We start from the raw sequence: 21400 nt of genomic DNA, 5'->3' as shown, positions 1-21400 counted from the left end.
CATCTCGGGAGTGAGCACGGACGGGACCCGCAAGATCGACGGCCTCATCTCGGCCCTCGACAGCGGCCCGGTCGTCGGACCGAAGGTTCACGACGCCTGATCCGCGCCGACGCATCCGAGGGGCCGCCGACGCCAATGTCGCAGGCCCCTCGTAGTGTTAAGGGATGCAACCCACACGTTCGGTCCGGCCGTTCGAAGTCATCTCGGAGTACGTGCCCGCCGGCGATCAGCCGCAGGCGATCGCTGAGCTCGCGGCGCGCATCAACGCGGGTGAGACCGACGTGGTACTGCTGGGCGCGACCGGCACCGGCAAGTCCGCGACGACGGCCTGGCTCATCGAGCAGGTGCAGCGGCCCACGCTCGTGCTCGCGCACAACAAGACGCTCGCGGCGCAGCTCGCGAACGAGTTCCGCGACCTCATGCCGAACAACGCGGTCGAGTACTTCGTGTCCTACTACGACTACTACCAGCCTGAGGCCTACGTCCCGCAGACGGATACCTTCATCGAGAAGGACTCCTCGGTCAACGCCGAGGTCGAGCGACTGCGTCACTCCACGACGAACTCACTGCTGAGCCGCCGCGACGTGGTGGTCGTCTCCACGGTCTCCTGCATCTACGGCCTCGGCGCTCCCGAGGAGTATCTGCGTGCCATGGTGGCGCTGCAGGTGGGGGAGCGATACGACCGCGACGCGCTGATCCGGCAGTTCATCGCCATGCAGTACAACCGCAACGACGTCGACTTCTCCCGCGGCAACTTCCGCGTGCGCGGCGACACGATCGAGATCATCCCGGTCTACGAGGAGCACGCGATCCGCATCGAGCTGTTCGGGGATGAGATCGAGGCGCTGTATTCGCTGCATCCGCTCACCGGCGAGGTGATGGCCAAACTCGATTCCGTGCCGATCTTCCCGGCCTCGCACTATGTGGCCGGCACCGACGTCGTGCAGAGGGCGATCGGTCAGATCGAGGAGGAGCTCACCGAGCGCCTCACCGAACTCGAGCGCCAGGGCAAGCTGCTCGAGGCGCAGCGGCTGCGCATGCGCACGAGCTTCGACCTGGAGATGCTGCAGCAGCTCGGCTTCTGCTCCGGGATCGAGAACTACTCGCGGCACATGGACGGTCGCGAAGCGGGGGAGCCGCCGCACACGCTGCTGGACTTCTTCCCCGACGACTTCCTGCTCGTGATCGACGAGTCGCACGCCACGGTGCCGCAGATCGGCGCGATGTACGAAGGCGACGCGTCGCGCAAGCGCACGCTGGTCGATCACGGGTTCCGGCTGCCGAGCGCTCTCGACAACCGCCCGCTGAGGTGGGACGAGTTCAAGAACAGGATCGGTCAGACGGTCTACCTCTCGGCGACTCCGGGCAAGTACGAGATGGGCATCGCGGACGGCGTCGTCGAGCAGATCATCCGTCCCACCGGCCTTCTGGATCCGCAGATCGTCGTGAAGCCGTCGAAGGGCCAGATCGACGACCTGCTCGAGGAGATCCGCCTCCGGGCCGGGCGCGATGAGCGCGTGCTCGTCACCACCCTCACGAAGAAGATGGCGGAGGAGTTGACGGACTTCCTCGGCGAGCACGGGGTCAGGGTGCGCTATCTGCACTCGGACGTGGACACGCTGCGCCGCGTCGAACTCCTCACCGAGCTGCGCGCGGGCGTCTATGACGTGCTCGTCGGCATCAACCTGCTCCGGGAGGGCCTCGACCTGCCCGAGGTCTCGCTGGTCGCGATCCTCGATGCGGACAAGGAGGGGTTCCTCCGCAGCGGCACATCGCTCATCCAGACCATCGGTCGCGCGGCGCGCAACGTGTCCGGCGAGGTGCACATGTACGCCGACAACATGACGGACTCGATGAGCAAAGCGATCGAGGAGACTGAGCGTCGGCGCGAGAAGCAGATCGCGTACAACACCGCGAACGGCATCGACCCGCAACCTCTGCGCAAGCGGATCGCCGACATCACGGACGTGCTCGCCCGGGAGGGTGCGGACACGGCGGAGATGCTCGCGAAGCGGAGTCGGTCAGGGCGAGGCAAGTCGCCGACCCCGAACCTGCGCCGTGAGGGCATCGCGGCCGAAGGCGCCATGCAGCTCGAGGACACGATCGCCGATCTGTCCGCGCAGATGCTCGCGGCGGCCGGCGAGCTCAAGTTCGAGCTCGCCGCACGCCTGCGCGACGAGGTCCAGGACCTGAAGAAGGAACTGCGCGCGATGGAGCGGGCCGGTCACGCCTGACCTGCGTCAGCGGAGGCCTTGGGTGAAGGGGAAGTCATGGTGGATGCGATGGTTGCCGAGCTGGCGGACCGGATCCGCGCCCTGCTGGGTGGCACGGACGAGATCGAGGAGCGTGCGATGTTCGGCAGTCGCGCCTTCCTCAGCGACGGTCGGATCCTGGTCGGGGCGCGCAAGGGCGGCGTGCTGCTGGTGCGCCTCGACGCGGAACGCGCCGCCGTGCTGCAGACGGAGCGCGGCGTTTCGCGTGCCGTCATGGGCGCGCGCACGATGAGCGAGAACTGGCTCGACGTGTCTCCCGAAGTGATCGCCGATGATGCCGCGCTCATGCAGTGGATCGATCTCGCCCGGGAGGACGCCGGCGCGGCATGACGCGCACAGGGTGCCGATCGAAGGCGGCCCTGAGGCGCGCCCTCGACCGGGACCGGGCGGGGGTCAGGGGCAGTGCATGAGCGGCTTCGGGCCGCTGCGGTCGATCTCGTGGGCTGTCATCGGCTCGCCGCACAGTGGGCACGCGCGCTGCGCTCGCTCCGCTGCTGACGGCGGAGGCGTCGCCTCATAGGGGCCGACCGAGGCCGGACCGGCGAAGCGGATCAGGTTCGTGTTGAACCAGGCGTAGAGTCCGCCCGCCTCACGGATGCGTTGCCGGAGCGGCGGGTGCTCCGCAGGAGAGTTCGTCATGATGCTTAGTGTACTAATGATTAGGGCGGTTGGTAACATCGTGAGGTGACCGATCCCACATCCGACGACCTGCTCCGCCTGGAGAACCAGCTGTGCTTCGCGCTCGTGACGGCTGCGCGCAACGTGGTCGGCGTCTACCGCCCGATCCTGGAACCGCTCGGTCTCACGCATCCCCAGTACCTGGCGATGCTGGCGCTCTGGGAGCAGTCCCCGCGGTCGTTGGGTGACCTTGCGGCGGCCCTGGCGATGGATCCGGCGACGGCGTCGCCGCTCGTCAAGCGACTCGAATCCGACGGGCTGATCGAGCGGCGCCGCAGCGCGGCCGATGAACGCCGGCTCGACATCGCCCTCACCTCGAAGGGCGCGGCGCTGCGTGCGCAGGCGCTGGACGTGCCCCGGCAGGTGATGGCGAGGCTCGGCATGACCGTGCCAGAGGTCGAGTCGGTGCGCGACGGGCTGATCCGCTTCGCCGGAGCCGTCGAGCTCTGACGGCTCTGGCGGGCCCCGAGGGTGATGCGCGACCGGCCGGGGGGCGTGATCGCGGGGACGAGTGCCACCACGTAGGGTGAGGGCATGGTCCGCGACGACCCGCGAATTCGCACGTCTCCGCTTGCGGGAGCATTCGCGGGCGTGGTGCTTCTGGCCGTGCTGCTGATGGCGATCGCCGCCCTGCAGGGCGTGCCCCAGTTCGGTGACATCGCGCTCGAGCACCGGGGTCCGCAGCCGACCCCCACGAGCGGGACGCAGTCACCCGGCGGCGTACCCGGGGGACAGCTTCCCGACAGCCCGATCATCGGCGTCATCGTCGCCATCATCGAACTCGTCCTCTCGGTGGCCTTCCTGGCCCTGCTCGCATGGCTGTTCTGGCGCCTGGTCCGCGCGCTGTGGGCCGCTCGCCCGCTGAGCCGCGAGGCGGGCGGCGCCGGCGATGCCGGCACGGGTGCCGTCGCCGGAGACGAATCCGTGGACGCGGGCGCGATCCGCAGCGCGGCGGCGGACGCGCAGCAGACGATCGACGCCCACCGCGACCCGGGCGACGCGATCGTCGCCGCGTGGGTGCATCTGGAGGGGGCGGCCGCCCGCGCAGGCCGGTCCCGTCACCCGTCCGAGACGCCGGCCGAGTTCGCCCTGCGGATCCTGCGTCGGCGGCCGGGCGTGGACGTCGAGCTGGAGACACTGCTGAGACTGTACGAATCCGTGCGATTCGGTGGCGAGCAGGCCGATGAGAACGGGCGTGCGACCGCACGCCGGTGCCTCGAGATCGTCGAGGAGGCGTGGCGATGAGGCGCTGGATCGTGCTGATCGTCCTCTGGATCGTCCTCGGCGTTCCGGTCGCGCTGCTGCTCGACTTCCTCGGCGTGCCGCTCCCTTTCGGCATCGCCTGGATCCTCGTCTTCGCGGCCGCGCTCCTCATCGCGCAGCAGAGTTTCATCGACGAGTCCGGACCGTGGCCGCCTCCGCCCCCAGAGCAGTTCCCGCGCGGCTCCGACGTGTCCCGGCTCGCCTGGGCCGTCGACGCGCGCACGGGGGTCGTGGGGATGCCGCTCCGCCGCCGGGTCTCCGCGCTCGCCGATCGACGTCTGCGTGAGCACGGCCTGTCCCTCGAAGACGCCGACGCCGCAGCGGTCGACGCGATCCTCGGTCCAGGAGTGCACGCGGCCCTCGTCGTCGCCGAGATGCGCATCCCCGACCTCGAACGGCTGCTGCACGCCCTGGAATCCCCGTCCGTCCCGTCGACCCCGGAGAGAGCATGAACATCGATCAGACCAGCGACGGCGACATCGCCGCCATCACCCGCACCGCATCCCGGGTGCTCGACGGCGTGCGCACCGCAGTAGTCGGCATGGACGAACCGCTGACGCTCGCCCTGGCCACGATCCTCGCCGGGGGCCACGTGCTCTTCGAGGACGTCCCCGGTCTGGGCAAGACGCTCGCGGCGCGCAGCCTCGCCGCGGCGCTCGGGCTGGAGTTCCGCCGGCTGCAGTGCACGCCGGACATGCTCCCGGGCGATGTCACCGGGTCCTTCGTGTACGCACCCGATTCAGGGGAATTCCGATTCCGCCCCGGACCGATCTTCACCGGCCTGCTGCTCGCGGACGAGATCAACCGCACCACGCCGAAGACCCAGTCCGCGATGCTGGAGGCGATGGCGGAGCGGCAGGTGACCGTCGAGGGGCGTCGATATCCGCTGCCGGAGCCCTTCCACGTGATCGCGACGTCGAACCCCATCGAGTACGAGGGCACGTACGCGCTGCCCGAAGCCCAGCTGGACCGCTTCATGGTGCGCCTTGCCGTGGGATACCCCGAACCCGAGAACGAGGCGGGGATCGTCGAACAGCGCCTCCGCCGCCAGCGCGAGCACACCGACGTGGCCGCCGTCATCGACACGACGGAACTGATCGCTCTGCAGGCCGCGGTCGAGCGGATCCACGTCGAGGACGATCTGATCCGCTATGCGGTGCAGCTCGTCCGAGGCACCCGCACCGCGACGAACGTGGCGGTCGGCGCCTCGCCGCGCGGATCCCAGGCGCTGATCCTGCTGGCACGGGCCGTGGCGGCCATCGAGGGGCGCGGCTACGTGCGTCCGGACGACGTCAAGCGCATCGCGATCCCCGTGCTCGCGCACCGGCTGACCCTGACGCCTCAGGCATGGGCGCAGGGCGTCGACCCGGCGGGCGTCGTCAGCGCCGTCGTGAACGCGACGCCGGTGCCGCCGACGGTCGCCGAAGCAGGCGCGATCCGCCCATGACCGAGACCCGCTCCACGCTGAACGCACCGCTGTCATGGCAGCGCACACCGGTTCTCGCCGCGGCGTTCTGCGGAGCCGTGCTCCTGGCCGGCCTCGGCCTCGTGCTCGGGCGCCCCGACGTGATCGTGGCAGGGCTCCCGCTCGCGCTCGCCGGCGTGTGGGCGCTGCTCCGACCGCCGCGCGCATCGTCCGTCGAGATCGCGCTGAGCCTGGACGCCGCGGCGGATGCGGACTCCGTCGCGGGCGCGGTCGATGTCGGCACGGACGCGGAGTGGACGCAGCTCACGGTCGACCAGGGCGGCGAGCGCACGGGCGAGGTGGAGACGGGCCCTGGAGAGGCGGCGCGCACCCGCACCCGCATCCTGCACTCGGGTCCGTCCGAGGCGCTCGCCGTCACAGCCCGCGCGCTGCACCACGACGGCGCCTGGGCGAGTGCGCCGACGCCGCGCGCGTCCGCGGTGTGGGCAGCGTCTCCCCGTGCTCGCCGGATCGCCGAGCTTCCGCTCTCGCGGCGGCTGATCGGTCTGCACGGCGGCCACGACGGGCAGCGCGGCGGCAGCGGAGGCGACTTCCGCGACATCCATCCGTTCGTGCAGGGCGATGAACTGCGACGGGTGGACTGGCGGGCGACGGCGCGGATGGCGCGGCGGCCCGGCGATCTGCTGGTGCGCCGGACCAACGCGTTGAGCGACAGCGCGGTGGTGATCGCACTCGACACCGCGGACGACCTGGGCGCGGTCGTCGCGACGTGGGGGAGCGGCGCGACCGCGCACAGCGGACCCACGTCGATGGATCTCGGACGGGAGGCGGCGCTTTCGGTGGCGACCTCGGCGATCGGGTCCGGCGACCGCGTCGCGTTCCACGCGCTCTCGCCCGGCGGCCGCACGCTGCGCAGCGGATCCGGCGCACGGCATCTCGAGCGGCTGCGCGGGGTGGTCGCCGGCACCGGCGCGGACGGCGACGGCACGCGCTACCGGCGCACGCCGCCCGTGCCTCCGGGGTCGATCGTCTTCGTGCTCTCGACGTTCTTCGACGGGGCGGCGGCCGATCTGGCCCTGCGGTGGAGCGCCGGCGGGCAGGCCGTCGTCGCGATCGATGTGCTTCCGGCGCCGCGCACGCAGCGGCTCAGCGCCGCGCAGAACCTCGCGATGCGCACACTCCTGCTCGAGCGCGCGGGTGTGCTCGACGATCTGCGGGGCGCGGGGGTCGAGGTGGTCTCCTGGGATGAGGCCGATCCGATGGCCGCCCTCCGGGTCGCGGCCCGCACCGCGCGGCGCGATCGAGGACGCGGGGGGCGCAGATGAGAGGTCCGCACGAGCTGACGGCGCCAGGGGCGGTGCCGGCGCCCGTGCTGCGCGTCGGTGCGGCCGTCGTCATCATGGGCGGTGTGCTGCTGCTGAACCCGTATCCGCTGTGGTGGTGGGTCGCCGGGGCCGCGTCGCTGCTCTCCCTCATCGTCCCCCGGTCGATGGCCGCGTGGCTCGGCATCGCATGCATGGCCCTGGGAGTGGTCCTGACCGAGCAGTCCGCAGGGCGCACCGCGCTGGCCGTGCTGCTCATCCATGCCGCCCACACGCTCGCCTCCTGGGCCTGGGCGGTGCCATGGCGCTCGTGGATCCGGCCGTCGGTGCTGCTGCCGGGCGTCCGTCGGTTGCTGGTGATCCAGGCGATCGCGCAGACGGTCGCGGCGCTCATGACGCTCGCCGTCCCGCCCCTTCACGGACCGGGTTTCGCCTGGCTGGCGCCGCTCGGAGCCGCGGTGCTGACGGGTGCCAGCGCGTTCGCGCTGCGCGTCTCGCTGGGGCCGGATCCGGGGTATCGGACTGCTTCGAGCACCCCTGTCGAGTCCGATGCGAGGCCCCCTGCGGGCGCTCCCGGAGCCAATGTCGGTGGCCGCTCCTAGACTTGACGGGTGCCGATCGTACCCGTAACCAGTCCCGGAAGACTCAGCGTCCGAGGCGCTCGTGTCCACAATCTCCGTAACGTCGACCTCGAGATCCCGCGCGACTCCCTTGTGGTCTTCACCGGCCTCTCCGGGTCCGGGAAGTCGAGCCTCGCCTTCGACACGATCTTCGCCGAGGGGCAGCGCCGCTACGTCGAGTCCCTCAGCGCCTACGCCCGTCAGTTCCTCGGTCAGGTCGACCGGCCCGACGTCGACTTCATCGAGGGGCTGAGCCCCGCGGTGTCGATCGATCAGAAATCGACCAACCGCAACCCGCGTTCGACGGTCGGCACGATCACCGAGATCTACGACTACATGCGTCTGCTCTGGGCGCGCATCGGCGTGCCGCACTGCCCGCAGTGCGGTGAGCGGATCCAGCGCCAGACCGTGCAGCAGATCGCCGATCAGCTCATGGACCTGCCCGAGCGCACCCGGTACCAGATCGTCGCGCCCGTCGTGAGCCAGAAGAAGGGCGAGTTCGTCGACCTGTTCCGCGAGCTCGGCGCCAAGGGCTACGCGCGCGCGATCGTCGACGGCGAGCTCGTGCAGCTCGCCGAGCCTCCCGTGCTGAAGAAGAGCTACAAGCACGACATCGGCGTGGTCGTGGACCGCCTCGTCGCCGCCCCGGACATCCTGGGCCGGGTCACCGACTCGGTGGAGACAGCGCTGGGACTTGCCGGCGGCGTCATCCAGGTGAACTTCGTGGACGGGGAGGGAGACGACGCCTGGCAGTCGTTCTCCGAGAAGCTCGCCTGTCCCAACGGGCACGCGATCACGCTCACCGAGATCGAGCCGCGCACGTTCTCCTTCAACGCGCCGTTCGGCGCATGCCCCGCCTGCTCCGGTCTCGGCACCCGGATGTCGGTCGACTCCGATCTCATGCTCGGCGACGAATCGCAGTCGATCCGCGAAGGCGCGATCATCCCCTGGACGACCCAGGGCAAGGGCCTGTTCCAGTACTACGAGCGTCTGCTGGAGGGGCTCGCCGCGGATCTCGACTTCTCGCTCGACACGCCCTGGCAGGATCTGCACTCGGACGTGAAGGAGGCGGTGCTGCACGGCGAGAACTACAAGGTCACCGTGAAGTGGAAGAACCGGTACGGGCGCGAGATGCGGTACTCGTCCGGCTTCGAGGGCGTGGTGCCGTACATCGAGCGCCAGTACCAGCAGGCGGAGAGCGACACCCAGCGCAGCCGCTGGGGCGAGTACCTGCGAGAGGTGCCGTGCCCGGTGTGCGACGGCGACCGGCTCAAGCCCGAGGTGCTCGCCGTGAAGGTACACGGCCACTCGATCGCCGAGGTCTCGCACAAGAGCCTGGCCGAGGCGCAGGAGTTCATGCAGCTGCTCGAGCTGACCCCGCGCGAGGCGAAGATCGCCGCGCAGGTGCTGCGCGAGATCCGCCTCAGGCTCGACTTCCTGCTGCAGGTGGGCCTGTCCTACCTGAACCTGAGCCGCTCGGCGGGCTCCCTCTCCGGCGGGGAGGCGCAGCGCATCCGTCTCGCGACGCAGATCGGATCCGGGCTCACCGGCGTGCTCTACGTGCTCGATGAGCCGTCCATCGGCCTGCACCAGCGCGACAACCGGCGACTCATCGAGACGCTGCTCACGCTGCGCGACCTGGGCAACACGCTCATCGTGGTCGAGCACGACGAGGAGACGATCGAGGCGGCGGACTGGGTGGTCGACATCGGCCCCGGTGCCGGCGTGAACGGCGGTCTGGTCGTGCACTCCGGTCCGTACGAATCGCTGCTCCGCGAGAAGGCCTCGATGACCAGCGACTATCTCGCGGGCCGCCGTGAGATCGCCACGCCGAAGAAGCGCCGCCGGATCGACCGCAAGCGCATGCTCAGCGTCGTCGGGGCGAAGGAGAACAACCTCCGCAACGTCACGGCGGACTTCCCGCTCGGGGTGCTGACGGCGGTCACCGGAGTCAGCGGATCGGGGAAGTCTTCCCTCGTGAACGACATCCTCTACCGGGTGCTCGCTTCGCGGCTGAACGGAGCGCGCACGGTGCCCGGCAAGCACGTCAGGGTCACCGGACTCGACAACCTCGACAAGGTCGTGCATGTCGACCAGGCACCGATCGGTCGCACCCCGCGGTCGAACCCTGCCACGTACACGGGCGTGTTCGACCGGATCCGCACACTGTTCAGCGAGACGCCAGAGGCGAAGGTGCGTGGCTACCAGCCCGGCCGGTTCAGCTTCAACGTCAAGGGTGGGCGCTGCGAGGCGTGCTCCGGTGACGGCACGATCAAGATCGAGATGAACTTCCTGCCCGACGTCTACGTCGACTGCGAGGTCTGCCACGGCAAGAGGTACAACCGCGACACCCTGGCCGTGCACTACAAGGGCAAGAACATCGCCGAGGTGCTCGAGATGCCCATCGAGGAGGCCGCAGAGTTCTTCGAGCCGATCCAGGCGATCCACCGCTACATGAAGACGCTCGTCGACGTGGGCCTCGGGTACGTGCGGCTGGGCCAGTCGGCGACGACGCTCTCCGGGGGTGAGGCGCAGCGCGTCAAGCTCGCCACCGAGCTCCAGCGTCGCAGCAACGGGCGCTCGATCTATGTGCTCGACGAACCCACGACCGGTCTGCACTTCGAGGACGTGCGCAAGCTCCTCGAGGTGCTGAACGGACTCGTGGACAAGGGCAACACGGTCATCGTGATCGAGCACAACCTCGACGTGATCAAGTCCGCGGACTGGGTCATCGACCTCGGCCCCGAGGGCGGATCCGGCGGCGGGCAGATCATCGCGACCGGCACGCCGGAACAGGTCGCGCGCAATGCCGACAGCCACACGGGCGCCTTCCTCGCGGAGGTCCTGGACGGTGCCATCGCCGCAGGACGCCCCGGAGCGCGGCGGGTGCTCGAGCGCAAGGCGGGTTGATGGCAGAACAACTCCCGTACAAGCCGCGACCGGGGGAGATCCCGACCGATCCCGGCGTGTACCGCTTCCGCGACGCGCAGGGTCGGGTGCTCTACGTCGGCAAGGCGAAGAACCTCCGTCAGCGGCTGTCGAACTACTTCGCGCCGCTGCACACCCTGCACGAGCGCACCCGGCGGATGGTCACCACGGCCGCGTCCGTGGAGTGGACCGTGGTGCCCACGGACGTCGATTCGCTGCAGCTCGAGTACATGTGGATCAAGGAGTTCGATCCGCCGTTCAACGTGCGCTACAAGGACGACAAGTCCTACCCGTTCATGGCGATCACGCTCGCCGACGAGGCGCCGAGGGTGATCGTCACCCGCAACCGGAGGATTCCCGGGGCCAAGTACTTCGGGCCCTATCCCAAGGTGTGGGCGGTGCACGACACCATCGACCTGATGATCAAGGTGTTCCCTATCCGCACCTGCAGCGACGCCAGCTATCGCAAGGCGATGCAGACCGGGCGTCCGTGCTTCCCCGGTCAGATCGGGAAATGCGGTGGACCTTGTTCCATGAAGGTGTCGATCGCCGAGCATCGCGCCATGGTCGATGACTTCATCGCGTTCATGGAGGGCGGGGACGAGCGGTTCACCCGCGACCTGACCCGGCGCATGCACGAGGCGTCTGCGGCGATGGACTACGAGAGCGCGGCGAAGTACCGCGACCAGCTCGCGTCGATCGACGCGGTGCTGGGCCGAAGCGCCCTGGTGCTCCCTCAGGACGAGGACGCGGACCTGTTCGGCATCGCGGAGGACGAGCTGTCCGCCGCGATCCAGCACTTCGTGATCCGCGGCGGCCGGGTGCGCGGTGTGCGCGCGTCGACGCTCGACAAGGAGATCGACATCTCGGGCGCCGAGCTCGTGGACCAGATCCTGCAGCGCACGTACGGCGAGGCGAGCGGCGAGCAGGTGCCTCGGCGCGTGCTCGTGCCGACGCTGCCGGACGACGCCGCGGAGCTCGAGGAGTGGCTGCGCGCGCGACGAGGCAAGAAGGTCGAGATCACGGTCGCACAGCGCGGTCAGCGCGCGGAGCTCATGCGCAACGCCACGCTGAACGCGCAGCAGGCGCTGATCCGCCATAAGACGCGCCGCTCCAGCGACTACACGACGCGCACGCAGGCGCTCACCGATCTTCAGGAAGCGCTCGGCCTCGACGAGGCGCCGCTGCGGATCGAGTGCTTCGACATTTCGCATCTGGGCGGCACCAACGTGGTGGCCTCGATGGTCGTGTTCGAGGACGGTCTGCCGCGCAAGGATCAGTACCGCTCGTTCAACATCGCCGAGACCACCGACGACACCGACTCGATGTACCAGGTGCTGCGTCGGCGTCTCGCCCACATCGACGCCCCGGAGGCGGCGGACGAGCCGGCGAGGCCCGACGAGGGCGACGCCCTCGGAGAGCCGGAGGAGCCGGTCGTCACGGAGCGCCGCAAGCCGCGCTTCGCGTACCCGCCCCAGCTGCTCATCGTCGACGGCGGCAAGCCCCAGGTCGAGGCAGCGGCGCGCGCACTCCGCGACGCCGGGCGCAGCGACATCGGCCTGTGCGGCATCGCCAAGCGGCTGGAAGAGCTGTGGCTGCCGGGGGAGGAGTACCCCGTCATCCTGCCCCGGACGAGCGAGTCCCTCTATCTCGTCCAGCGATTGCGCGATGAGGCGCACCGGTTCGCGATCACTCATCAGCGCAAGCGCCGCCGGCGCGACATCTCCTCGATCCTCGGCGAGGTGCCAGGCCTCGGCGCGGCACGGATCAAGACGCTGCTGCGGCATTTCGGATCCGTCGCGGCACTGCGGCGAGCAGATTCCGCGGAGATCCAGGAGGTGCAGGGGATCGGACCTGCCCTCGCAGAGGCGATCCGCGTCCACCTTGCAGGATCCTCGGCCGGCGCACCCGGTACCGCGGAGGGGCTCGAATCCGTGCTCGTCGGCGCCGGAACCGATTCCGATGCCTCCGAGACCCCGCCTACTGGCTAGGCTGGACGCGAGCGAGAAGGAGAGCAGATGAGCGCCGACCAGGGTGAGTTCCTGATCGTCACCGGAATGTCGGGCGCCGGGCGCTCGACCGTCGCGAACGCTCTCGAGGACCTGGGCTGGTACGTGGTCGACAATCTGCCACCGCAGATGCTCCGCCCGCTGCTCGATCTCGCCAATCTCGGCGGTGCGGCGCTGCCCAAGGTCGCCGCCGTCGTGGACGTGCGCGGGCGTGATCTCTTCGACGGCTTCCCGGGCGTGGCGCGTGCGCTGCGCGAGCACGGATCCGTGCAGGTGGTCTTCCTCGACGCGGTCGATGACGTGCTGGTACGACGCTTCGAGTCGGTCCGTCGACCGCACCCGCTGCAGGGCGACGGCACCCTGCTCGACGGCATCCGCACCGAGCGAACCAGGGTTGCCCCGCTGCGCGAAGCCGCCGACATCATCATCGACACGTCGAGCTTGAACGTGCACCAGCTGGCCACGAAGGTCAACGAGGTGTTCGCGGAGGAGGGCGCCGCGCGTCACAAGCTCACGGTCATGAGCTTCGGCTTCAAGTACGGCCTGCCCTCGGATGCGGACCTCGTGGCCGACATGCGCTTCCTGCCCAACCCGTTCTGGATCGACGAGCTGCGCGGTTCGACAGGTCTCGATTCCGACGTCCGCGACTACGTCCTCACCCGCGACGGCGCCCAGGAGTTCCTCGACGCGTACACGGCCGCACTTCGTCCGGTGCTGGAGGGCTACCAGCGCGAGAACAAGAGCCACTCGATGGTCGCCATCGGCTGCACGGGCGGCAAACACCGCTCCGTCGCGATGGTCGAAGAGCTTGCCGCGCGTCTGGGGCAGATCCCGGGCATCGCGGTCACCGTCCGTCACCGCGATCTCGGTCGAGAGTGAGGCGGGCCCGGCCGGTGGTGAGCGCCGCGGCCGGGTAAGCTGATCCCTTGTGCCGAGATCCGGCGCCGCCCGTGAGAAGGAGACCCGTGGCACTCACCACCGACGTCAAGGCCGAGCTCGTCAGCATCCGGAACGCACCCCCCTCGGTGCGCGTCGCGGAGGTGACGGCGGTGCTGAGGTTCGCCGGGGGGCTGCACCAGATCGCCAACCGCATCGCGGTCGAGGCCGAGGTGGACGCGGAGCTGCTCGCGCGGCGCGTCGCGCGCGACCTCGCCGAGCTGTTCGGGGTCCGTCCCGAGATCGCCCCGATCCAGGGCGCGTCCAGCCACGACGGTGCCAAGTTCGCCGTGCGCGTGATCGCAGCCGGCGAGACCCTCGCCCGCCAGACCGGTCTGCTCGACCAGCGCCGCCGCCCCGTACGCGGCCTGCCGAACCGTCTCACCACCGGATCCAGGGAAGAGCTCGCCGGCCTGTGGCGCGGCGCCTTCCTCGCCACCGGCTCCCTCAGCGAGCCCGGCCGCTCCGCCGTGCTCGAGGTGGCCTGCCCGTCGTCCGAGGCGGCCATGGCCCTGGTCGGCGCCGCGCACCGGATCGGCGTCGCCGCGAAGGCGCGCGAGGTCCGCGGTATGCCGCGCGTCGTGATCCGCGAGCCCGAGGGCATCCGCGCCGTGCTCGCCCTGATGGGCGCCTCCAAGACCGCCGCCGCGTGGGAGGAGATGCGCCAGCGCCGCGAGGTTCGTGCGGGTGTCAACCGTCTCGTGAACTTCGACGACGCCAACCTGCGTCGCTCCGCGCAGGCCGCGGTCGCCGCCTGCGCCCGCGTCGAGCGCGCACTGGAGATCCTCGGCGAGGACGTGCCGGAGCACCTGCGCACGGCGGGCGCTCTGCGTCTCGGGCACCGTGACGCCAGCCTCGACGAACTCGGCCACCACGCCGACCCGCCCCTCACGAAGGACGCCGTCGCGGGCCGCATCCGCCGCCTTCTCGCGATGGCCGACAAGCGCGCACAGACCGAGGGGATCCCCGGCACCGAAGCCGCGGTGCCCGCCGGTCTCGACGTCTGAGACGCCGTATCGAGGGTCTGCGTTCCGGTCTGTGGAAACACGCCCGGACGCAGGCCCTCGATGGCGTCACATCCGGAAGGTTCCGGACAATCCGCGCGTTGCCGTCATTAGGATGAAAGACGTCCGCCCCGTGCGCACCACCGCGCTTCGGGGGACCGGCAAGCGCCGCGAGCGCGGCGCGGATTGGATGAAATCGACATGGCGATCTACACGCTGCCCGACCTTCCGTACGATTTCGCGGCCCTCGAGCCGCACATCAGCGGCAAGATCATGGAGCTGCACCATGACAAGCACCACGCCGCCTACGTCGCCGGAGCGAACGCGGCGCTCGAGCAGCTGGCGGAGGCCCGCGAGAGCGGAAGCTTCGCCAATGTGAACCGGCTCGAGAAGGACCTCGCGTTCCACCTCGGCGGCCACGTCAACCACTCGATCTTCTGGACCAACCTGTCGCCGAACGGCGGCGGTCAGCCCGAGGGCGAGCTGAAGGCGGCCATCGACGAGTTCTTCGGCTCGTTCGAGAAGTTCCAGGCTCACTTCACCGCCGCGGCCATGGGCATCCAGGGATCCGGCTGGGCAGTGCTGAGCTGGGACCCGATCGGCGCTCGCCTGATCATCCAGCAGCTGTTCGACCAGCAGGGCAACACCGCGCAGGGCACGGTGCCGCTGTTCCAGCTGGACATGTGGGAGCACGCCTTCTACCTGGATTACCTGAACGTCAAGGCTGATTACGTCAAGGCCGCGTGGAACATCGCCAACTGGGAGAACGTCGCCCAGCGCTTCGCTGCCGCGCGCGAGAAGACCAAGGGACTGCTGGTACTGTCGTAAAAGATGGGCGTCCTGATGGGCGAAAATCCCATCAGGACGCCGTTGTCCGTGCAATCCGCAAGAATCACGCCCTTCCTTGAGTAAGAACCAGGAGACTTTCGTGTCTGTCAAGATCGGTATCAACGGCTTCGGCCGAATCGGACGCAACTACTTCCGCGCAGCCCTCGAGCAGGGCGCCGACCTCGAGATCGTCGCGGTCAACGACCTCACCGACAACAAGACCCTCGCGCACCTGCTGAAGTACGACTCCGTCGGCGGCGTGCTCAAGGCGGACGTGAGCTACGACGACGAGAGCATCACCGTCGACGGCCACCACATCAAGGCGTTCGCCGAGCGCGACCCCGCGAACCTGCCGTGGGGCGAGCTGGGCGTGGACATCGTCATCGAGTCGACCGGGTTCTTCACCAAGGCCGAGCTCGCGAAGAAGCACATCGAGGCCGGTGCCAAGAAGGTGCTGATCTCCGCTCCCGCGACCGGCGACGACGCGACCATCGTCATGGGCGTCAACGAGGAGACCTACAACCCGGAGACCGATCACATCATCTCCAACGCCTCCTGCACGACCAACTGCCTCGCGCCGCTGGCCAAGGTGTTCAACGACGAGTTCGGCATCGTCCGCGGCTTCATGATGACCGCGCACGCGTACACCGCCGACCAGAACCTGCAGGACGGCCCGCACGGCGACCTGCGCCGCGCCCGCGCCGCCGCGATCAACATCGTCCCGGCCTCGACCGGTGCAGCCAAGGCCATCGGCCTCGTGCTGCCGGAGATCAACGGCAAGCTCAGCGGATCCTCCTACCGGGTGCCCGTGCCCACCGGCTCGATCGTCGACCTGACGMTCATCACCGAGCGCGAGGACCTGACGGTCGACGAGGTCAACGCCGCATACGCGAAGGCCGCCGCCGAGGGACGCCTCAACGGCTACCTGCAGTACAACGAGGACCAGATCGTCTCGAGCGACATTCAGGGCAACCCCTTCTCGTCGATCTTCGACTCGACCCTCACCAACGTCTCCGGCAACCTGGTCAAGGTTTCCAGCTGGTACGACAACGAGTGGGGATACTCGAACCGTCTCGTCGACCTCACCGAGTACGTGGCCGAGCGCCTCTAAGCTCATATCCATGACTCTGCGCACCCTCGAATCCCTGAAGGAATCGGTCGGTTCGCTCGACGGAACACGGGTCATCGTCCGTTGTGATCTCAACGTCCCCTTGCGGGACGGGGTCATCACGGACGATGGCCGTGTTCGAGCGTCGGTGCCGACCCTCAAAGCCCTCATCGACCAGGGGGCCCGCGTGATCGTGTGCTCCCACCTCGGTCGTCCCGAGGGCGCCCCCGACCCGCAGTACAGCCTGGCGCCGGTCGCGGCTCGCCTGGGTGAGCTGCTCGGACAGCCGGTCGCATTCGCCGCCGACACGGTCGGCGCCTCGGCGCAGGACGCCGTCGCGGCTCTGCAACCCGGTGGCGTCGTCGTGCTGGAGAACCTCCGCTTCAACCCGGGAGAGACCTCGAAGGACGACGCAGAGCGCCGCGCCTTCGCGGAGCAGCTCGCCGCCCTCGGCGACGCGCTCGTCTCGGACGGCTTCGGCGTCGTGCACCGCAAGCAGGCCAGCGTCTACGACCTCGCGCAGATTCTGCCGTCCGCGGCCGGTCTGCTCATCGAGGCCGAGCTGATCGTGCTCGACCGCCTGACCGAGAACCCCGAGCGCCCCTACACGGTGGTGCTCGGCGGATCGAAGGTCTCCGACAAGCTCGGCGTGATCTCGCACCTGCTGCCGCGGGTCGATCGTCTGCTCGTCGGTGGCGGCATGCTGTTCACGTTCCTCGCGGCGCAGGGACACGCGGTCGCCGCCAGCCTGCTGGAGAAGGACCAGCTCGACACCGTGCGCGGTTACATCGCGGATGCGGCCGAGCGCGGCGTGGAGCTCGTGCTCCCCACCGACGTGGTCGTGGCGGCATCGTTCTCCGCGGATGCGGCTCACGAGGTCGCCGCTGCCGACGCGATCGAGGCGACGTCTTTCGGCGCCTCGGGCATCGGGCTCGACATCGGGCCCGACAGTGCCGCGCGCTTCGCGGATGCGATCCGCGGATCCAAGACCGTGTTCTGGAACGGGCCCATGGGCGTGTTCGAGTTCCCCGCGTTCGCCGCCGGCACCAAGGCCGTCGCGCAGGCGCTGACGGAGACCGACGGACTGAGCGTCGTCGGTGGCGGCGACTCCGCCGCGGCCGTGCGTCAGCTCGGTTTCGCGGATGACCAGTTCGGTCACATCTCGACGGGCGGGGGCGCGAGCCTCGAGTTCCTCGAGGGCAAGAAGCTTCCCGGACTGGAGGTCCTCGGATGGGCGTGAACAACAGAACCCCGCTGATCGCGGGTAACTGGAAGATGAACCTCGACCACCTGCAGGCGGTCGCGTTCGTGCAGAAGCTGCACTGGACGCTCAAGGATGCGAAGCACGAAGACGGAACGGTCGAGGTGGCGGTGTTCCCGCCGTTCACTGATCTGCGCAGCGTGCAGACACTGATCGACGCGGACAAGATCCCGTTCGCCTTCGGCGCACAGGACCTGTCGGAGCACGACTCGGGCGCATACACCGGTGAGATCTCCGGTGCCTTCCTGGCCAAGCTCGACGCGAGCTACGTCATCATCGGCCACTCCGAGCGGCGCGAGTACCACGCCGAGAGCGACGAGGTCGTGGCGGCCAAGACCAAGGCCGCGATCAAGCACGGCCTCGTGCCCGTGATCTGCGTCGGCGAGACGGCAGCGGACTTGGAGGAGTTCGGCGCGAGCGCCGTTCCCGCCGGTCAGCTCGAGGCGGCGCTGCAGGGTCTTGACGCGAAGGCGGACATCGTCGTCGCGTACGAGCCGGTCTGGGCCATCGGCTCGGGTCAGGCCGCGACCCCTCAGCAGGCGCAGGACGTCTGCGCGGTCCTGCGCGGCGTGATCGCGAAGGTCCTCGGCGACGAGGCGGCCGCGCGCACCCGGATCCTCTACGGCGGATCGGTGAAGTCGGCGAACATCGCCGGGTTCATGCGCGAGCCCGACGTGGACGGTGCGCTGGTCGGCGGGGCGAGCCTGGTCGTCGACGAGTTCGCCGCGATCGTGCGCTATCAGAAGCACGTCGGAGTGTGACACGCGTCCCCGCCCGAAGGGGCGGGGACGTCTCGACGTATAATTGACCGTTACCCGGGATCCGCACGCCCGTGCGGGCCCGAGCGAAAGGCCGATCCGTGGATATTCTCCAGTTCATCCTGCAGGTGCTGCTGGGCATCACCAGCGTCCTGCTGACCCTTCTGATCCTGCTCCACAAGGGGCGCGGCGGAGGCCTCTCCGACATGTTCGGCGGCGGCATGTCCTCCGCCGTCGGGTCCAGCGGTCTCGCCGAGCGGAACCTCAACCGGTTCACCGTCGTGCTCGCGCTGGTCTGGTTCGTCGCGGTCGTGGGACTCGGCCTGATCACGAAATTCGAGGCGATCTGATGGCGACCGGCGGCAACGCGATCCGAGGGACGAGGGTCGGATCCGGCCCGATGGGCGAGCAGGACCACGGCTACCACGCCGACCGCATCGCGATCTCGTACTGGGATGGACTCGGCAACGAGACCGTGCGGTACTTCGCAGCGGGCCTGCCCGAGGAAGAGATCCCGGACATCATCGACCACCCGCACTCCGGCCTGCCGGCCGGGCGCGACAAGGAGAACCCGCCGGAGATCTCCAAGGCCGAGCCCTACAAGACGCACCTCGCGTACGTGAAGGAGCGCCGCACCGACGAGGAGGCTGAGCAGCTGCTCGGCGACGCCCTCGCACAGCTGCGCGAGCGTCGCGGCCAGGCCTGACGCCTTCCGCACGCCCGCACACGAGAGCCCCCACTTCGGCGGGGGCTCTCGTCGTATCCGGGGTGGTGTCGGACATGCTCTCACGCGGATCCGGCCGGGGGAGAGACCCGTGTGATGCGTGCGTCGGCCTCAGAGGTAGGGGACGAAGGCCGCGGGTCGGGTCACGTTGGCGGGGAGTCCGGCGAAGAGCGGCGTGACCTGCGCCGGTGCGTGCGCGATGAGCGCGGCGCCGCCGCCGTACGCCGCGGACCGGAGCGCCTGCGATGACGCAGGGGAGCGGGGGAAATGTGGAGGGGCTGACGAGAATCGAACTCGCATCATCTGTTTGGAAGACAGAGGCTTTACCACTAAGCTACAGCCCCGGACCCTCCGGCGAGCGAAGGGACCGGCCCGCGAATGAACGCCGCGGACTTCCACGAGCATACCTGACTGGCGAGGGTGCTCTGTTCCGTTAGACTCGTGAAGGCCGTTCCCGCGCGCGCGGGTTCCTACCCGGGGCGTAGCTCAGCTTGGTAGAGCGCCCGCTTTGGGAGCGGGAGGTCGCAGGTTCAAATCCTGTCGCCCCGACAGCAGTGACGAGAGTGATCCGAAGGATCGCTCGCGTCACTGCTCGTGGCCGGCAGGCGAGGCTCCGGCGGAGAAGCGTCCGGAGATGCGCCCCAGTGCGAAGGTCGACCCGCAGGGTCGGACGAGCCCCAGACCTCACAACCGCGTCGCGATACACGCGGGACATTCACAAGGAGAGCACACCAGCATGGCGAACAGCACCGTCGAGAAGCTTGCCCCGACCCGGGTCAAGCTGCACATCACGGTCACCCCCGAGGACCTCAAGCCCAGCATCGCGCACGCGTACGAGCACATCGCGCAGGACGTGCAGATCCCCGGCTTCCGCAAGGGCAAGGTGCCCGCGCCGATCATCGACCAGCGCGTCGGCCGCGGCGCCGTCATCGAGCACGCGGTCAACGAGGGCCTGGACACCTTCTTCCGCGAGGCATCGCTCGAGCACAACCTCCGCATCGTCGGCCGTCCCTCGGCCGAGGTCATCGAGTGGCCGAACGAGAAGGACTTCTCCGGCGACCTCAAGGTCGAGGTCGAGGTCGACGTCCGTCCCGAGATCGAGGTCCCGTCGCTCGACGGCATCACCGTGACCGTCGACGCCATCGAGTCCGATGACGCCGCCCTGGACGCAGAGCTCGACCGCCTGCGCGCCCGCTTCGGCACCCTGGTCCCCGTCGACCGCCCCGCGAAGGCCGGCGACTTCGTCGAGCTCGACCTCGTCGCCGCGATCGACGGCGCCGAGATCGACCGCGCGGAGGGCGTCTCCTACGAGGTCGGCTCCGGCGAACTGCTCGAGGGCATCGATGACGCGATCGACTCGCTCACCGCCGGCGAGGACACCACCTTCCGCTCGAAGCTGGTCGGTGGCGACCACGCGGGCGAGGACGCCGAGGTCTCCGTGACGGTCAAGGCCGTCAAGGAGCGCGAGCTGCCCGAGGCGGACGACGACTTCGCGCAGATCGCGAGCGAGTTCGACACGATCGCCGAGCTGCGCGACAGCCTGCGCGAGTCGGTCGACCAGCAGGGCGTGTTCGCGCAGGCCTCCTCGGCGCGCGACAAGCTCATCGAGACGCTGCTCGAGAAGATCGAGATCCCGGTTCCGCCGCAGCTCATCGAGGACGAGGTGCACAGCCACCTCGAGGGCGAAGGCCGCCTGGAGGATGACGAGCACCGCGCAGAGGTCACCGAGGCGAGCACCAAGCAGTTCCGCACCCAGGTGCTGCTCGACTCGATCGCCGAGGACGCGAACGTCCAGGTCTCGCAGGACGAGCTCAGCCAGTACCTGATCCAGTCCGCTGCGCAGTACGGCATGGCTCCGCAGGAGTTCGTCGAGGCACTGCAGTCCTCGAACCAGCTGCCCGTCCTGGTCGGCGAGGTCGCCCGCAACAAGGCGCTCGCCGTCGCGCTGGGTAAGGTGACCGTGGTCGACTCCAACGGCAAGGCCGTGGATCTCACCGGTTTCGTCGCCACCGATGACGAGGCCGAGGCTCCGGCCGAGGAGAAGCCCGCCGCCAAGAAGGCTCCGGCCAAGAAGGCTCCCGCGAAGAAGGCTCCGGCCAAGAAGGCTGCGGCGCCCGCGGAGGCCGACGAGGCTCCCGCCGAGGAGAAGCCGGCCGAGGACAAGCCCGCCGCCAAGAAGCCGGCCGCGCGCAAGGCTCCGGCCAAGAAGGCCGCCGACAAGGCCGCTGACGCCGAGTAATCATCGGATCCACGATCCAGAAG

20 protein-coding genes and 2 tRNA genes are annotated in these 21400 nt (G+C 69.2%); 20 read left to right on the top strand and 2 right to left on the bottom strand.

From position 1 onward, the window contains the following. The first annotated feature begins 164 nt into the window (after window positions 1-164). Both uvrB and AC1DG4_RS17425 read left to right on the top strand, forming a co-directional pair. Window positions 165-2234, top strand: a complete 2070-nt coding sequence (gene uvrB, locus AC1DG4_RS17430; RefSeq protein WP_477381870.1) for an excinuclease ABC subunit UvrB — start codon at window positions 165-167, stop codon at window positions 2232-2234. 36 nt (window positions 2235-2270) lie between these two features. Further along, window positions 2271-2603 (top strand): TfoX/Sxy family protein, encoded by a 333-nt coding sequence (locus tag AC1DG4_RS17425; RefSeq protein ID WP_477381869.1) that lies wholly within the window; start codon window positions 2271-2273, stop codon window positions 2601-2603. Window positions 2604-2666: 63 nt separating this feature from the next. On the opposite strand, the gene AC1DG4_RS17420 is transcribed toward AC1DG4_RS17425, so the two are convergent. Further along, entirely contained in the window at window positions 2667-2912 is a 246-nt protein-coding gene (locus AC1DG4_RS17420) for a hypothetical protein (protein ID WP_477381868.1), read from the bottom strand. Between the two features lie 45 nt (window positions 2913-2957). Here AC1DG4_RS17420 and AC1DG4_RS17415 point away from each other — a divergent pair, with 45 nt between their 5' ends. From AC1DG4_RS17415 to AC1DG4_RS17340, 16 genes are all read left to right on the top strand, one after another. Continuing rightward, window positions 2958-3401, top strand: a complete 444-nt coding sequence (locus AC1DG4_RS17415) for a MarR family winged helix-turn-helix transcriptional regulator (protein ID WP_477381867.1) — start codon at window positions 2958-2960, stop codon at window positions 3399-3401. A gap of 84 nt (window positions 3402-3485) precedes the next feature. Further along, window positions 3486-4196 carry a DUF4129 domain-containing protein gene (locus tag AC1DG4_RS17410; RefSeq protein WP_477381866.1) on the top strand — a complete coding sequence of 237 codons (711 nt, stop codon included), beginning with the start codon at window positions 3486-3488 and terminating at the stop codon, window positions 4194-4196. Beyond that, entirely contained in the window at window positions 4193-4666 is a 474-nt protein-coding gene (locus tag AC1DG4_RS17405; protein WP_477381865.1) for a hypothetical protein, read from the top strand. The genes AC1DG4_RS17410 and AC1DG4_RS17405 overlap by 4 nt, the downstream gene beginning before the upstream one ends. Then, entirely contained in the window at window positions 4663-5661 is a 999-nt protein-coding gene (locus AC1DG4_RS17400) for an AAA family ATPase (protein ID WP_477381864.1), read from the top strand. Before AC1DG4_RS17405 ends, AC1DG4_RS17400 begins: the two co-directional genes overlap by 4 nt. Further along, complete coding sequence (locus tag AC1DG4_RS17395; protein WP_477381863.1) at window positions 5658-6965, top strand: DUF58 domain-containing protein; 1308 nt, start codon at window positions 5658-5660, stop codon at window positions 6963-6965. The genes AC1DG4_RS17400 and AC1DG4_RS17395 overlap by 4 nt, the downstream gene beginning before the upstream one ends. Next, the gene (locus AC1DG4_RS17390) at window positions 6962-7564 is read left to right on the top strand and encodes a hypothetical protein (RefSeq protein ID WP_477381862.1); all 603 of its coding nucleotides are present in this window, start codon (window positions 6962-6964) and stop codon (window positions 7562-7564) included. Before AC1DG4_RS17395 ends, AC1DG4_RS17390 begins: the two co-directional genes overlap by 4 nt. Before the next feature lie 9 nt (window positions 7565-7573). Then, window positions 7574-10492, top strand: coding sequence for an excinuclease ABC subunit UvrA (gene uvrA, locus AC1DG4_RS17385; protein WP_477381861.1), 2919 nt, complete (start codon window positions 7574-7576; stop codon window positions 10490-10492). Then, window positions 10492-12501: an excinuclease ABC subunit UvrC gene (gene uvrC / locus AC1DG4_RS17380; RefSeq protein ID WP_477381860.1), complete on the top strand. Its 2010-nt coding sequence runs from the start codon at window positions 10492-10494 to the stop codon at window positions 12499-12501. Before uvrA ends, uvrC begins: the two co-directional genes overlap by 1 nt. Window positions 12502-12528: 27 nt before the next feature. Further along, window positions 12529-13398: an RNase adapter RapZ gene (gene rapZ / locus AC1DG4_RS17375; protein WP_477381859.1), complete on the top strand. Its 870-nt coding sequence runs from the start codon at window positions 12529-12531 to the stop codon at window positions 13396-13398. An 86-nt stretch (window positions 13399-13484) separates the two neighbouring features. Then, on the top strand, window positions 13485-14462 hold the full coding sequence (whiA, locus tag AC1DG4_RS17370; protein WP_477381858.1) for a DNA-binding protein WhiA: 978 nt from the start codon (window positions 13485-13487) through the stop codon (window positions 14460-14462). 198 nt (window positions 14463-14660) lie between these two features. Then, the gene (locus tag AC1DG4_RS17365; RefSeq protein WP_477381857.1) at window positions 14661-15287 is read left to right on the top strand and encodes a superoxide dismutase; all 627 of its coding nucleotides are present in this window, start codon (window positions 14661-14663) and stop codon (window positions 15285-15287) included. Window positions 15288-15387: 100 nt separating this feature from the next. Beyond that, the gene (gene gap, locus AC1DG4_RS17360) at window positions 15388-16398 is read left to right on the top strand and encodes a type I glyceraldehyde-3-phosphate dehydrogenase (RefSeq protein ID WP_477421375.1); all 1011 of its coding nucleotides are present in this window, start codon (window positions 15388-15390) and stop codon (window positions 16396-16398) included. Between the two features lie 10 nt (window positions 16399-16408). Further along, window positions 16409-17635 carry a phosphoglycerate kinase gene (locus tag AC1DG4_RS17355; protein WP_477381855.1) on the top strand — a complete coding sequence of 409 codons (1227 nt, stop codon included), beginning with the start codon at window positions 16409-16411 and terminating at the stop codon, window positions 17633-17635. Then, complete coding sequence (tpiA, locus tag AC1DG4_RS17350; RefSeq protein ID WP_477381854.1) at window positions 17626-18417, top strand: triose-phosphate isomerase; 792 nt, start codon at window positions 17626-17628, stop codon at window positions 18415-18417. Before AC1DG4_RS17355 ends, tpiA begins: the two co-directional genes overlap by 10 nt. 98 nt (window positions 18418-18515) lie before the next feature. After that, window positions 18516-18764 carry a preprotein translocase subunit SecG gene (gene secG / locus AC1DG4_RS17345; protein ID WP_251441808.1) on the top strand — a complete coding sequence of 83 codons (249 nt, stop codon included), beginning with the start codon at window positions 18516-18518 and terminating at the stop codon, window positions 18762-18764. Then, on the top strand, window positions 18764-19120 hold the full coding sequence (locus AC1DG4_RS17340) for an RNA polymerase-binding protein RbpA (protein ID WP_477381853.1): 357 nt from the start codon (window positions 18764-18766) through the stop codon (window positions 19118-19120). The genes secG and AC1DG4_RS17340 overlap by 1 nt, the downstream gene beginning before the upstream one ends. 288 nt (window positions 19121-19408) lie before the next feature. Here AC1DG4_RS17340 and AC1DG4_RS17335 read toward each other — a convergent pair. Beyond that, window positions 19409-19482 (bottom strand) — tRNA-Gly (locus AC1DG4_RS17335). A gap of 131 nt (window positions 19483-19613) precedes the next feature. On the opposite strand from AC1DG4_RS17335, the gene AC1DG4_RS17330 reads away from it, so the two are divergent. Further along, window positions 19614-19687 (top strand) — tRNA-Pro (locus AC1DG4_RS17330). A gap of 187 nt (window positions 19688-19874) precedes the next feature. Then, window positions 19875-21377 carry a trigger factor gene (gene tig / locus AC1DG4_RS17325; RefSeq protein ID WP_477381852.1) on the top strand — a complete coding sequence of 501 codons (1503 nt, stop codon included), beginning with the start codon at window positions 19875-19877 and terminating at the stop codon, window positions 21375-21377. The last annotated feature ends 23 nt before the right edge of the window (window positions 21378-21400 follow it).

It is taken from the genome of Microbacterium sp. 05N427, from assembly GCF_056397105.1.
This window is presented reverse-complemented; position numbering and strand designations above follow the sequence as displayed.

Coding starts and splice junctions, on each gene's coding strand:
- uvrB (WP_477381870.1), top strand. CDS start 165: ATGCAACCCACACGTTCGGTCCGGCCGTTCGAAGTCATCTCGGAGTAC.
- AC1DG4_RS17425 (WP_477381869.1), top strand. CDS start 2,271: ATGGTGGATGCGATGGTTGCCGAGCTGGCGGACCGGATCCGCGCCCTG.
- AC1DG4_RS17420 (WP_477381868.1), bottom strand. CDS start 2,912: ATGACGAACTCTCCTGCGGAGCACCCGCCGCTCCGGCAACGCATCCGT.
- AC1DG4_RS17410 (WP_477381866.1), top strand. CDS start 3,486: ATGGTCCGCGACGACCCGCGAATTCGCACGTCTCCGCTTGCGGGAGCA.
- AC1DG4_RS17405 (WP_477381865.1), top strand. CDS start 4,193: ATGAGGCGCTGGATCGTGCTGATCGTCCTCTGGATCGTCCTCGGCGTT.
- AC1DG4_RS17400 (WP_477381864.1), top strand. CDS start 4,663: ATGAACATCGATCAGACCAGCGACGGCGACATCGCCGCCATCACCCGC.
- AC1DG4_RS17395 (WP_477381863.1), top strand. CDS start 5,658: ATGACCGAGACCCGCTCCACGCTGAACGCACCGCTGTCATGGCAGCGC.
- AC1DG4_RS17390 (WP_477381862.1), top strand. CDS start 6,962: ATGAGAGGTCCGCACGAGCTGACGGCGCCAGGGGCGGTGCCGGCGCCC.
- uvrC (WP_477381860.1), top strand. CDS start 10,492: ATGGCAGAACAACTCCCGTACAAGCCGCGACCGGGGGAGATCCCGACC.
- rapZ (WP_477381859.1), top strand. CDS start 12,529: ATGAGCGCCGACCAGGGTGAGTTCCTGATCGTCACCGGAATGTCGGGC.
- AC1DG4_RS17365 (WP_477381857.1), top strand. CDS start 14,661: ATGGCGATCTACACGCTGCCCGACCTTCCGTACGATTTCGCGGCCCTC.
- AC1DG4_RS17355 (WP_477381855.1), top strand. CDS start 16,409: ATGACTCTGCGCACCCTCGAATCCCTGAAGGAATCGGTCGGTTCGCTC.
- tpiA (WP_477381854.1), top strand. CDS start 17,626: ATGGGCGTGAACAACAGAACCCCGCTGATCGCGGGTAACTGGAAGATG.
- AC1DG4_RS17340 (WP_477381853.1), top strand. CDS start 18,764: ATGGCGACCGGCGGCAACGCGATCCGAGGGACGAGGGTCGGATCCGGC.
- tig (WP_477381852.1), top strand. CDS start 19,875: ATGGCGAACAGCACCGTCGAGAAGCTTGCCCCGACCCGGGTCAAGCTG.